Source organism: Paenisporosarcina sp. P4_E4_2 (assembly GCF_056401595.1).
This window is the reverse complement of record NZ_JBFUJC010000054.1, coordinates 1-12,468: the sequence shown is the minus strand read 5'-3', so window position 1 is coordinate 12,468 and position 12,468 is coordinate 1. Positions and strand designations below refer to the sequence as shown.

Here is a 12,468-nt window from a genome sequence, read left to right as displayed (position 1 = left end):
GGACGGAATCAAACTAAGTGAATTTAGTGTTTCGATGGATGAAATTCAACAAGCACTCGCCAATTTTGATGAAGAACTTAAAAATGATTTGGAAGAAGCGGCAAAAAATATCCGCCTTTTTCATGAAATGCAAAAACGGTCATCTTATGAAGTTGACGTCAAAAATGGCTCATTTATTGGACAACGAGTAAGTCCATTGGATGCAGTTGGTTTGTACGTGCCAGGTGGTTCCGCTGCTTATCCGTCATCGGTATTAATGAATGTCATTCCGGCACAAGTGGCTGGTGTTGAACGAATTGTCATTGTGTCACCTCCAAACGATAAAGGAGCACTACCAGACGCAGTATTGGTTGCGGCTTCGATTTTAGGAATTGAAGAAATTTATAAAATGGGTGGAGCTCAGGCAATCGCCGCTCTTGCATATGGTACCGAATCCATTGCACCTGTAGATAAAATAACAGGTCCAGGTAATGTGTTTGTTGCATTGGCCAAACGGGAAGTGTTTGGTGAAGTGGCTATTGATATGATTGCAGGACCGAGTGAAATTGCCATCATCGCAGATGATACTGCATATGCGGACGAAATCGCCGCCGATTTATTATCGCAAGCTGAACATGATCCGATGGCTTGTCCGATTTTACTGACGACGAGCAATGTATTTGCTCAGGAAGTTGCAATAGAAGTGGAGAAACAATTGCGAACGCTCCCGCGTGAGAAGATTGCACGGGCAGCTATTGAAAAGTTCGGGAAAATTTATGTTGCAGAAACAATGCTGGATATTATTAAAGCTGTAAATAAATTGGCACCGGAGCATTTGGAAATCATGACAATCAATCCTCATGAAGTTGCACAACAAGTGCGACATGCRGGTGCGATTTTTATCGGTCGATACAGTTCGGAACCAATTGGTGACTACTTTGCAGGGACCAATCATGTTTTGCCGACAAACAGCACTGCTCGGTTCTCCAGTCCATTATCGGTGGATGATTTTATCAAAAAGACAAGCATCATTTTTTACACAGAAGAAACATGGCAACAACATGCAGACAAAATAGCAAGACTGGCGAGAATGGAAGGGTTAGAAGCCCATGCAAGAGCTGTAGAATCAAGAGGATGGAAAAAGGGGATGAATCAATCATGACACGCGAAGCAACGATTAATAGAAAAACGAACGAAACACAAGTTAAAGTTACGATGCAACTGGACGGAGAAGGACAGGCCACGATTGATACAGGCGTCCCTTTTATGGATCATATGCTTGATTTATTTGTGAAACATGGATTCTTTAATGCGACCATTCAAGCGTCTGGTGATACACATATTGATGATCATCATACAACTGAAGATATCGGGATTGTACTCGGGCAAGTTGTCAAAGAAGCGTTAGGTGACAAAAAAGGGATACGACGATACGGTAATGCATTTGTACCAATGGATGATGCACTGGCGCAAGTGATTGTGGATTGTTCAAACCGTCCTCACCTTGAATTCAGAGCGACATTCCCTAAAGAAAAAGTAGGAAATTTCGATACGGAACTTGTCCATGAATTTTTATGGAAATTCACTCTCGAAGCACGGATGAATGTTCATGTAATCCTTCACTATGGCCACAATACACACCACATGATTGAAGCCATATTCAAAGCTTTGGCAAGAGCGCTCGATGAAGCGGTATCCATTGATCCGCGTGTCAAAGGAGTGCCATCCACGAAAGGATTATTAACATGAAAATTGGTGTAATCGATTAYGGCATGGGCAATTTGTATAGTGTTGAACAAGCGCTGCTTCGACTAGGTTGTGAAGTTTCCATAACGGCAGATACAAACATCTTAAATCAAATGGATGGTTATGTTTTACCAGGTGTGGGGGCATTTCCAGATGCCATGAGTCGTCTGCGTGAGTCTGGCTTGGATCAATATATTAAACAAATCGAGAACACCAACAAACCGTTACTTGGCATATGTCTRGGCATGCAGCTTCTATATGAAGATAGTACAGAAAATGGATGGACGGAAGGTTTAGGTATATTAACGGGTCATATTCAGAAATTTGAACAACTGGATGCAGAACAAAAACGTATCCGAATTCCTCATATGGGATGGAATCCATTATCTTTTACACATCAACCAGATTGGCTGGAAGGTCTCGATAAAGAAGATTCAACTCATGTCTACTTTGTCCATTCCTATTTGGCACAAAATACAATGCAAAAAGAAGTTCTGGCAAGCAGTGCATATGCAGGTCAGTTTGTTCCTGGACTTGTCCAGAAAGACTCAATTACTGGTATGCAGTTTCACCCTGAAAAGTCTGGACCTTTCGGAAAGTACTTGTTGGAAAAATGGGTCGGTCTAGTAAAAAAAAGGAGTGAACAAATATGAAAGTGATTGAATTATACCCTGCGATTGACATGCTTGGAGGCAAATGTGTGCGCTTATTTAAAGGAGATTATAATCAAGAGACGGTTTATGCGGAATCTCCTTTTGAAATGGCAAAAACGTTTGCATGCCAAGGAGCAAAGTGGATTCACATGGTAGATTTGGACGGCGCGAAAGATGGAAAACGAATTCACGATAAAGATGTAATCCGTGCGGCTACTGAGCTTGGTGTGAATGTACAAATTGGCGGAGGAATACGCACTGAAGAAGATGTGAAATATTATCTGGATAATGGTGTGGCACGAGTCATTATCGGAAGCTTGGCTATTCAGCAACCCGAGCTAGCGGTCTCGATGATTCAAAAGTTCGGTGCAGAGAAAATAGTTATAGGCCTTGATGCAAAAGATGGCATGGTTGCTACACATGGATGGTTGGAAACTTCCTCAAAATCCGCGATTGAAGTAGGGCAATATTTTGCAACTCATGGTGCGAAAACCTTTATTTTTACGGATATAGCAACGGACGGAACATTAAGTGGACCTAATATTCTTGCGAATGAACTTCTTGCCGAAGCTACGGGAGCAGAAGTGATTGTTTCTGGGGGCATTAGTTCACTTTCAGACGTAAAGAAAGTTGCAAAAGCAGCCGCAGGTTCAAAAATCGGTGGCGTGATTATTGGTAAAGCACTTTATGAAAATCGCTTCACGTTACCGGAAGCATTGCGTGAGGTGGCTTCATGTTAACAAAACGAATTATTCCATGTTTGGATGTCAAAGAAGGACGAGTGGTAAAAGGGGTTCAATTTGTTTCATTACGAGATGCAGGAGATCCGGTCGAACTTGCAAAATTTTATGATGAGCAAGGGGCAGATGAGTTAGTATTTTTGGATATATCGGCTTCGCATGAAGGAAAAGAGACGATGATTGATGTCGTACGTCAAACTGCCGTTGAACTGGCTATTCCTTTTACCGTTGGAGGCGGAATCCGAACACTGGATGATATGAAAAACATACTGCGGGCAGGTGCAGATAAAGTATCCGTCAATACATCTGCACTTGAACGTCCCGAATTGATTGCTGAAGGTGCGGCATATTTCGGTTCACAATGCATTGTAGTCGCTATTGATGCAAAATGGTCAGAAGGTGACGGGACGTGGATGGTTTATACGCATGGTGGTCGACGGCTAACACAATGGACAGCAGTTAAATGGGCACAAGAAGCCACGCGATTAGGTGCAGGAGAAATTCTCCTGACGTCCATGAAYAAAGATGGTGAAAAAAGTGGTTTTGATTTGGCGTTAACGAAAGCGGTTCGGGAGGCTGTAATTGTTCCGGTTATCGCAAGTGGTGGAGCGGGAAATGCCCAACACTTTTATGATGTATTCAATGAAGTGGATGTAGATGCGGCATTGGCGGCTTCCATTTTTCATTATAAAGAGACAAGTGTAGCAGAAGTGAAAAGTGTACTGCGAGAGAAGGGAGTGTCAGTCAGATGACAAAAAACGTATTGGAAACCATTCAATTTGATGAGCAAGGACTGATACCGGTTGTTGTTCAACATGCACAAACAAAAGAAGTGTTGACGGTCGCTTATATGAATCGTCAATCAATGGAAAAAACAATTGAAACGAAAGAAACATGGTTCTTCAGTCGTTCGAGACAAGAACTATGGCATAAAGGTGCAACGAGTGGTAACACGCAACAAGTAGTAGCCATCCGAACAGACTGTGATGAAGATGCATTAGTGGTGGAAGTGTTGCCAAAAGGCCCTGCTTGTCATACGGGTGAAGCCACTTGTTTTCATAAAGACATCCTCTCTCCAGGACAAACTGTCGGCAGTTTCGGGATTTTAGCAGATTTGGTACAAGTCATCCAACAACGTGAAAAGTCTATGCCAAAAGGTGCCTATACGACCTACTTATTTGAAAAAGGCGTGGACAAAATCGGCAAGAAAATCGGGGAAGAAGCGACAGAAGTCGTAATTGCCGCAAAAAACCGTGATGCCGAAGAATTGCAATGGGAAGCGGCTGACTTGATCTATCACTTATTAGTCTTGCTTCAAGAACAAAAAGTAAATTTGTATGATGTGTTGGAAGTTTTACAGAAACGACATGAGAGTAAATCATAAGCCAATGTGCTATAATAGAGAGATACTGAAAAGGGACCTGTTGTGTTCCTTTTTATTTTTTCGGAGGCATTAATTGGAGAAAAAACACAAACAACTCGCGAATGAAAACATCGTCTCGTTTATTCCTACAGGCGAATATTATTATCAAAAAGCGTTAGTAGCTCTGAATCGTGAGCATTTTGAAAAAGCGCATAAATATTTGAGACGTGCAGCGGAACTGAGTCCTGATGATCCGCTTATTTTAATGCAATACGCAATTGTGGAAATGGAAGTGGAAAAATACGACCATGCCCTTGAATTATTGCAAAGTGCGTACAGTCTTGATCCAAATGAAAGTGAAATTGTTTTCTTCTTGGCCGAAGTCAATGCTCATCTCGGTTTTCTTTCGGATGCCCATAAGTATGCCAAACAGTATATTGAATTGGATATGACGGGAGCTTACGCTGAGGAAGCGATGGAGATCATTGATTTCTCGGAACAAGAAGACTGGCCGTTATTTGAAGATGATAATATCGGAAGCGAAATTTTAGTCATTCAAGAAAAAGCAAGACGGATGATGGAACAAGGAAACTTTGAGAAGGCAATTGAAGTTTTGGAGAATTTTATTGAAGAAAATCCGGATTTCTGGGCTGCATTCAACAATTTGGCGCTTGCTTATTTTTATATCGGCGAAGTCGATCAAGCAAAAGCTTTATTACATAAAGTATTGGAAGAAAACACAGGGAATTTGCATGCATTGTGTAATTTGGCAGTCGTTCATTATTACGAAAAAAATGAGCAGGAACTCTCTTATCTTTTGAATTTACTTGGGAAAATCCAACCGTATATGCTGGAACACCGCTACAAGCTGGGTGCAACTTTTGCTTTGGTTGGTAAATATGAAGATGCGTATAAATGGTTACGTTCACTTCAAAAACGCGGATACGAGGGCGACCCTGGCTTTTATTTCTGGTTGTCACATTCCGCATACTTTTCGGGACATGAAAAAGAAGCTCGTCAATACTGGAAACAACTGATTCAAATTGATCCCGAAAAACACGGACTGGAACCTTGGGCTGGCCAAAAAGAAGGCGAATCCTTAGATGGCATGGAGCACAATCGTGATTTTATTGTAGAAAAGCTTGAAAATGCGTATCGCAGTGAGCGAATGTTCGGTTTGTTTTTGTTGGGTAAGACTGCACATAAACAAGAAATTATCGCTCATCCTGAATGGGTAAATGTAGAAACGTACTCTACGATGGAAAAATGGTTGTTGGCCCATGCCCTTGGGCACGAATTTGAAACTAGTCGACTTGCTGAACGTTCTTTTTTAAGAGCGGTCGAAGCAACAGAAGTGCTGTACCGGAAAAATCACCCGTTAACAATTGACGGATCATTCCTCTTTCAAATGTGGTTTGTGTTAATTGAGCGTGGTATTGATAAAGGCTATGCTTTTAAAAACCCTAAGGCTTTAGCGGCCGCTGCGGATTATATGTTCCAATCATCACGTTCACAAGGCATTACAAAAAAAGCACTAGCGGAACGCTATGAGATTACCACACCAACCATCACAAAATATGTAAATGAACTTATTCAATTTTTACCGCTTTTTGATACTTAAGCAAAAAAGTTGAATGACTTGCATGAATCTTATACGATTTGTGATAGAAGGATTTAGGAGGTATTTTTAATGACTGAAGAAAAAATTTATGATGTTGTGATTATCGGGGCTGGTCCTGCAGGTATGACAGCAGCTGTATATACATCACGAGGAAATTTATCGACTTTAATGATTGAACGTGGCATTCCAGGTGGCCAAATGGCAAATACTGAGGAAGTTGAAAACTATCCCGGTTTCGAACATATTTTAGGACCGGAACTTTCAACGAAAATGTTTGAACATGCCAAAAAATTCGGTGCGGAGTACGCATACGGAGATGTACAGGAAATCACTAATGGTGAAGCATTCAAGACAATTAAAGCGGGTGGGAAAGAATATAAAGCCCGTTCAATCATCATCACAACTGGTGCTGAATATAAGAAAATGGGAATTCCAGGCGAAACTGAACTGGGTGGACGTGGAGTAAGCTACTGTGCGGTCTGCGATGGCGCATTCTTTAGAAATAAAGAATTAGTCGTTGTAGGAGGCGGAGATTCTGCTGTGGAAGAAGGCGTGTATTTAACACGTTTTGCTAGCAAAGTAACGATTGTTCACCGTCGTGATGAACTTCGTGCACAAAAAATCCTACAAGAACGTGCGTTTGCAAATGAAAAAATCGACTTCATCTGGAACCATACTGTGAAATCGATTAACGATGAAAATGGCAAAGTCGGAAGCGTGACATTGGCATCAACAGTAGATGATTCGGAACAGGAATTTAAAGCGAACGGTGTATTTATTTACATCGGAATGCTTCCATTGACAAAACCATTTGCTCAATTAGGTATCCTGAACGAAATGGGGTATATCTTAACAAACGAACAAATGGAAACGAGTATCCCTGGTATCTTTGCTGCCGGAGATGTACGTGAAAAAACGTTGCGTCAAATTGTAACGGCAACAGGTGATGGCAGTATCGCTGCACAGGCTGCTCAGCATTATATCGAAGAATTACACGAAAAATTAAGCATTAAGGCTTAATTTTAATCATTCTTTAATCCATCTGTAATACCCTTGCAACAATAAAGGTGTATATTAAGGATAGTAAATTGACCCCCTTTTTATAGCAACATTTTGAAAGGCTGTTTCTCGGTGCAAATCGATGAAACAGCCTCTTTTTTTGCCGTTTGGAAAGGTGTTTGAAAGTGTATGGACAGAAAGTGCTTCGAAATGGACAGAAAATCAAGTTAACCGGTCAGAAAACGTTTTTGAGTGGTCAATAACGGTTCTGAATGGTCAGATATTCAATAACAATGGTCAAAACTCTTGAAAACAACTTGCCATTATGTCATTCCGGTCACTAGACGAGCTTTCCGCTTTTCTTTTTTGCATACTTTTTGATATGCCATCCTTCAAAGTTGTATAATAGAATAAGTGAGTTTATTTGGATGTGGAGTGTCGAATGTGCAGCGTATAGCAAATTTAATTGTTTTGAAAGATCAACAGGTTCTTTTATTGAAAAAACCACGTAGAAATTGGTATGTAGCCCCTGGCGGGAAAATGGAAGCAGGCGAGTCCATTTACAGCGCGGCCATTCGTGAATTTCAAGAGGAAACCAACACCGTACCTGTCAAACCTCATTTAAAAGGCGTTTATACGATGATCGTACAAGACGAACAGCAGATCGAAAATGAGTGGATGCTCTTTACATTTGTGTCGCATGATTTAGAAGGTATTCCATTTGAAGTAACAAAAGAAGGAATTTTGGAGTGGCATCCTGTGGAAGCCTTGGCACATTTGCCAATGGCAGAAGGAGATCGTACGAACTTACAATTTGCTGTATCAGGACAAGGGGTTCAATACGGGACATTTGTTTACACCCATGATTTTGATTTGATTAAACAAGATATACAAGCGTCATATGAGGGAGAGAAGCAATGATGGAATCAAAACAAACTCAGGATTCGGAATTGGTCATCATTACCGGCATGTCTGGCGCAGGGAAAACAGTTGCCATTCAAAGTTTCGAAGATCTAGGGTTTTTCTGTATCGATAACTTGCCACCAGCTTTATTAATGACGTTTTTAAAATTAATGAAGGAATCAGGAAAAGACATGAATCGGATTGCTGCGGTAATGGATATGCGTGGCGGAGATTTATTCGATTCGTTGATTGGTGCTCTCGATGAAATGGCGCAAGGGAATTTATGTACACCAAAAATTTTATTCCTGGAAGCGGACGATGAAACTCTGGTCAGACGCTATAAAGAAACACGGCGTTCACATCCGCTAGCCCCTGAAGGCTTACCTTTAGAGGGGATTGCAAAAGAACGTTTGTTGCTTTCTGAGTTGAAAGGAAGAGCTCAATTCATATACAACACCTCAACCCTGAAACCGAAAGATCTTCGTGAAAAAATACAAGAAGAATTTTCTTCAATAGGAAGCTCTACATTTACTGTAAACGTCATGTCATTCGGTTTTAAACACGGCTTACCGATTGATGCGGATTTAGTATTTGATGTACGATTCTTGCCAAATCCTTATTATATAGAAGATTTGCGTCCGAAAACCGGCTTGGATTCTGATGTATCTGGTTATGTGTTGAAATGGCCGGAAACCCAAATGTTAATTGAAAAACTGACTGATTTACTGACTTACATGATTCCTCAATATAAACGAGAAGGAAAACGCCAGCTCGTCATCGCATTTGGTTGTACCGGTGGGCAACACCGTTCCGTAACCCTTACGGAATACTATGCGAAATTGTTCCAACAAGATTATCAAACTGTAATTACGCATCGCGATATTAAACATAGAAAGGGCTGATGGAATGGCACGTTCCAAACGCCGGAAACGAATCGTCATAATCGGCGGGGGGACGGGTCTATCCACGTTGTTGCGAGGATTAAAGAAATTCCCGGTCGATATCACTGCAATTGTTACAGTTGCAGATGATGGAGGCAGCTCAGGCAGACTCCGCGACGATTACGATATTCCGCCTCCGGGAGATATTCGAAAAGTAATGGCTGCATTATCAGATGTAGAGCCTTTAGTTGAAGAAATGTTCCAATATCGTTTCAGTCAATCTGATGATTTAGGTGGACATTCACTAGGTAATTTAATGTTAACAGCGTTGACAGATATAACTGGTGACTTTTCGCATGCGATTCGGGAAATGAGCCGCGTATTAAATGTTCATGGTACTGTATTGCCAGCGGCGAATCAGACAATCACCCTTCATGCAGAACTGGACGACGGGACCATTGTTACGGGAGAATCAAAGATTCCTACATACAATCAACGCATTCATCGTGTCTTTCTGACACCCAATGATGTGGAACCGCTTCCAGATACGATTAAAGCAATTTGCAAAGCTGATTTACTCGTATTTGGACCAGGAAGTTTATATACTAGTATTTTGCCCAATTTATTGGTTCAAGGAATTCAAAAAGCAATACTCGAATCGAAGGCACCAAACGTATACATTTGCAACTTGATGACACAAGCTGGAGAGACATTGAACTATTCAGCGGCTGATCATGTCCGTGCATTGATGTTGCATATGGGTGCGCCGTTTATTCAGACGATTTTACTTAACACGGATGAAGTTCCATTATCCGTTCAAGAAATTTATGCACAAGAACAGTCTATGCCGGTGAGTTATGACGAATCAAGATTAAATCAATTAGGAATAACAGTGGTCAAAAAAGATATTGCGACCATCCAGGATGGAGCCATTCGTCATGACGCAACCAAAGTTGCGGAATGGCTGGTCCATTATGCGGAAGATAAGGAAAATGCAATCAAGCAATCATTTATCTAACTTTCGCTCGAAAGGGGGAAATATATATGTCATTTGCATCTGAAACAAAAAAAGAAATGACGCAGGCTGACATAACACCTTGTTGCGCGAAAGCAGAACTATCTGCACTCATCCGCATGAATGGTGCGCTTTCATTTGCGAACCGAAGTTTGAGTTTGGATGTACAAACCGAGAATGCAGCGATTGCCAGACGTTTATATACATTGATGAAAGAATTGTACCCGTACCAAGTAGAACTATTGGTACGAAAAAAGATGCGCTTGAAAAAAAACAATGTATATATTTGTCGGGTGCGAGATGGGTCAAAAGCTTTGCTGGAAGATTTGAAAATCATTACAGAAGACTTTCAGTTCAATCATACAATTTCAGCTGAACTGGTTAAAAAGAATTGTTGCAAGCGGGCGTATTTGCGTGGTGCATTCCTGGCTGGTGGCTCAGTCAATAATCCGGAAACCTCTGCATACCATTTGGAAGTTTATTCGCTATATAAAGACCATAGTGATGCACTTGTTAATTTAATGAATGGCTTTGGATTGAATGCTAAAACAATTGAACGTAAAAAAGGGTTTGTGACTTATTTAAAAGAAGCTGAAAAAATATCGGATTTTTTAAGTATTACCGGAGCTCATCACGCATTATTGAAATTTGAAGATGTCCGCATTGTCCGCGATATGCGAAATAGCGTAAATCGTCTCGTCAATTGTGAAACTGCCAATCTCAATAAAACAATTGGCGCATCCATACGACAAGTGGAAAATATTCGTTATATTGATAATGTCATGGGAATTGATCAATTGCCTGAAAAGCTGAGGGAAGTAGCAAGATTGCGTGTTGAGTACACAGATGTCACGCTTAAAGAGCTTGGCGAAATGGTTTCAACAGGTACAATCAGTAAATCTGGCATTAATCACCGATTACGTAAGCTTGATGAAATTGCTGACGGACTTCGCGGTGGAGTTGCGTTTGATAAAGTGAAAAGATAGTTGTGAGAATGACTCATTTCAGCTAACATAAAAAACAATACATGAACGAACAGAGATTTGGGGGGCATGAACTAATGACGGAAAATCAAGTACAAGTTGAATTGAAATCAGGATTACAGGCAAGACAGGCTGCTCTTTTTGTGCAAGAAGCAAATCGTTACCAAGCAGATGTATATCTGCAAAAAGACGATAAAAAAGTAAATGCAAAAAGTATTATGGGCATAATGAGCCTAGCTATCAGCAAAGGATCATCARTTACAATCAGTGCTGAAGGATCAGATGAAGAACAGGCGGTTGAAGGACTAATCGCCATGATTCAAAAAGAAAATTAAAATCAAAAACCTTCGACGATCTGTCGAAGGTTTTTTTTATGGACAAAATTCATCAAGTTCAAAATGTTTCACTTAATAACTATTGCTACTTTTCGATAAATCTAGTAAATTACTCAGTCCCAATAGATTTACGAGAATACTATGGGTTGTAGCTACAATACTATTTAATCTTAAATAAGTGGGGCATAAAAGAAACGATGACTATTCATGGTTTTTTCGAACGTTTTTAAAAAATGGGATAAAAATCTTAATAGGTAAGTGGGAAATAGAAATGATTAAAATTACATGGTCTGCGGGACATTGGATTAACTGCAATTGTGTTAAAACGGTTGCTCTTGGATAAAAAATAAAAAATTCACGTTTTTGAATGGGTGATGATTTTGTAATGAAAAGCCACTGATGCAAAAAAGGTTGTTACTCGCAGATTTCCATTCTTTGTGGAAGTTAAAGTAATCCATTGTCTGAATGAATGAATATAAATAAAAAAACCGTCCCATACGTCTATTAACGTTTGGGACGGTTTCCTTTTGACGCCCTCGGAGGGAATCGAACCCCCATCTCAAGAACCGGAATCTTACGTGTTATCCATTGCACCACGAGGGCAAGCGACTTACCTATTATACAAATAGTAGGCAAACATTTCAACTGTACTTTTTTGTGCATAATATTTGACCTTCCTTGACCAACTTGTATATTATAAAGGAACAACCGAGTACAATAGATGATACTCGGGATGTACGAAAATTATTATAAGCTTGAAGGGGGCATTTCCATGAATTTAATTCCTACAGTTATTGAACAAACAAGCCGCGGAGAGCGCGCTTATGACATCTACTCACGTTTATTAAAAGACCGAGTGATTATGCTTGGAAGCGGCATTGATGATAATGTTGCAAACTCCATCGTGGCACAATTACTTTTCCTAGAAGCTGAAGATCCAGAAAAAGATATTTCTATTTACATCAACAGCCCAGGTGGAAGTATCACGGCGGGTATGGCGATTTTTGACACAATGCATTTCATCAAACCGGACGTGCAAACAATTTGTATCGGGATGGCAGCTTCAATGGGCGCATTCTTGCTTGCGGCTGGAACAAAAGGTAAACGTTATGCTTTACCGAATGCTGAAGTCATGATTCACCAACCACTTGGTGGAGCACAAGGGCAAGCGACTGAAATTGAAATCGCTGCAAAACGTATTTTATTCTTGCGTGAAAAATTAAACGGTATCTTGTCAGAACGTACAGGTC

At 40.5% G+C, this 12,468-nt stretch carries 14 protein-coding genes and 1 tRNA gene; 14 read left to right on the top strand and 1 reads right to left on the bottom strand.

Features of this window, described 5'->3' with window-relative positions; genetic code table 11:
* From hisD to AC1DSB_RS06365, 13 genes are all read left to right on the top strand, one after another.
* On the top strand, nucleotides 1–1,141 hold a 1,141-nt coding region (gene hisD, locus AC1DSB_RS06425), incomplete at its 5' end, for a histidinol dehydrogenase (RefSeq protein WP_477586148.1).
* Nucleotides 1,138–1,728, top strand: coding sequence for an imidazoleglycerol-phosphate dehydratase HisB (gene hisB, locus AC1DSB_RS06420; protein ID WP_016429096.1), 591 nt, complete (start codon nucleotides 1,138–1,140; stop codon nucleotides 1,726–1,728). The genes hisD and hisB, both read left to right, overlap by 4 nt.
* Entirely contained in the window at nucleotides 1,725–2,378 is a 654-nt protein-coding gene (gene hisH, locus AC1DSB_RS06415; protein ID WP_477531408.1) for an imidazole glycerol phosphate synthase subunit HisH, read from the top strand. The genes hisB and hisH overlap by 4 nt, the downstream gene beginning before the upstream one ends.
* Entirely contained in the window at nucleotides 2,375–3,118 is a 744-nt protein-coding gene (gene hisA, locus AC1DSB_RS06410; RefSeq protein WP_477531409.1) for a 1-(5-phosphoribosyl)-5-[(5-phosphoribosylamino)methylideneamino]imidazole-4-carboxamide isomerase, read from the top strand. The genes hisH and hisA overlap by 4 nt, the downstream gene beginning before the upstream one ends.
* The gene (hisF, locus tag AC1DSB_RS06405; protein ID WP_477531410.1) at nucleotides 3,112–3,870 is read left to right on the top strand and encodes an imidazole glycerol phosphate synthase subunit HisF; all 759 of its coding nucleotides are present in this window, start codon (nucleotides 3,112–3,114) and stop codon (nucleotides 3,868–3,870) included. Before hisA ends, hisF begins: the two co-directional genes overlap by 7 nt.
* Nucleotides 3,867–4,502: a bifunctional phosphoribosyl-AMP cyclohydrolase/phosphoribosyl-ATP diphosphatase HisIE gene (gene hisIE / locus AC1DSB_RS06400; RefSeq protein WP_477531411.1), complete on the top strand. Its 636-nt coding sequence runs from the start codon at nucleotides 3,867–3,869 to the stop codon at nucleotides 4,500–4,502. The genes hisF and hisIE overlap by 4 nt, the downstream gene beginning before the upstream one ends.
* A 73-nt stretch (nucleotides 4,503–4,575) precedes the next feature.
* Nucleotides 4,576–6,102, top strand: a complete 1,527-nt coding sequence (locus AC1DSB_RS06395) for a tetratricopeptide repeat protein (RefSeq protein WP_477531412.1) — start codon at nucleotides 4,576–4,578, stop codon at nucleotides 6,100–6,102.
* A gap of 69 nt (nucleotides 6,103–6,171) precedes the next feature.
* Nucleotides 6,172–7,122, top strand: coding sequence for a thioredoxin-disulfide reductase (gene trxB, locus AC1DSB_RS06390; RefSeq protein ID WP_477531413.1), 951 nt, complete (start codon nucleotides 6,172–6,174; stop codon nucleotides 7,120–7,122).
* A gap of 423 nt (nucleotides 7,123–7,545) precedes the next feature.
* The gene (locus AC1DSB_RS06385) at nucleotides 7,546–8,022 is read left to right on the top strand and encodes an NUDIX hydrolase (protein ID WP_016429089.1); all 477 of its coding nucleotides are present in this window, start codon (nucleotides 7,546–7,548) and stop codon (nucleotides 8,020–8,022) included.
* Complete coding sequence (gene rapZ, locus AC1DSB_RS06380; RefSeq protein WP_477531414.1) at nucleotides 8,019–8,906, top strand: RNase adapter RapZ; 888 nt, start codon at nucleotides 8,019–8,021, stop codon at nucleotides 8,904–8,906. Before AC1DSB_RS06385 ends, rapZ begins: the two co-directional genes overlap by 4 nt.
* Nucleotides 8,907–8,910: 4 nt before the next feature.
* Nucleotides 8,911–9,903: a gluconeogenesis factor YvcK family protein gene (locus AC1DSB_RS06375; RefSeq protein ID WP_342543120.1), complete on the top strand. Its 993-nt coding sequence runs from the start codon at nucleotides 8,911–8,913 to the stop codon at nucleotides 9,901–9,903.
* 26 nt (nucleotides 9,904–9,929) lie between these two features.
* Complete coding sequence (gene whiA / locus AC1DSB_RS06370; protein ID WP_016429086.1) at nucleotides 9,930–10,886, top strand: DNA-binding protein WhiA; 957 nt, start codon at nucleotides 9,930–9,932, stop codon at nucleotides 10,884–10,886.
* 74 nt (nucleotides 10,887–10,960) lie between these two features.
* Entirely contained in the window at nucleotides 10,961–11,218 is a 258-nt protein-coding gene (locus AC1DSB_RS06365) for an HPr family phosphocarrier protein (RefSeq protein WP_477586145.1), read from the top strand.
* Nucleotides 11,219–11,749: 531 nt separating this feature from the next.
* Here the strand turns inward: AC1DSB_RS06365 and AC1DSB_RS06360 are convergent.
* A tRNA-Arg gene (locus tag AC1DSB_RS06360) sits at nucleotides 11,750–11,821 on the bottom strand.
* Between the two features lie 169 nt (nucleotides 11,822–11,990).
* Here AC1DSB_RS06360 and AC1DSB_RS06355 point away from each other — a divergent pair.
* On the top strand, nucleotides 11,991–12,468 hold a 478-nt coding region (locus tag AC1DSB_RS06355; RefSeq protein ID WP_477586143.1), incomplete at its 3' end, for an ATP-dependent Clp protease proteolytic subunit.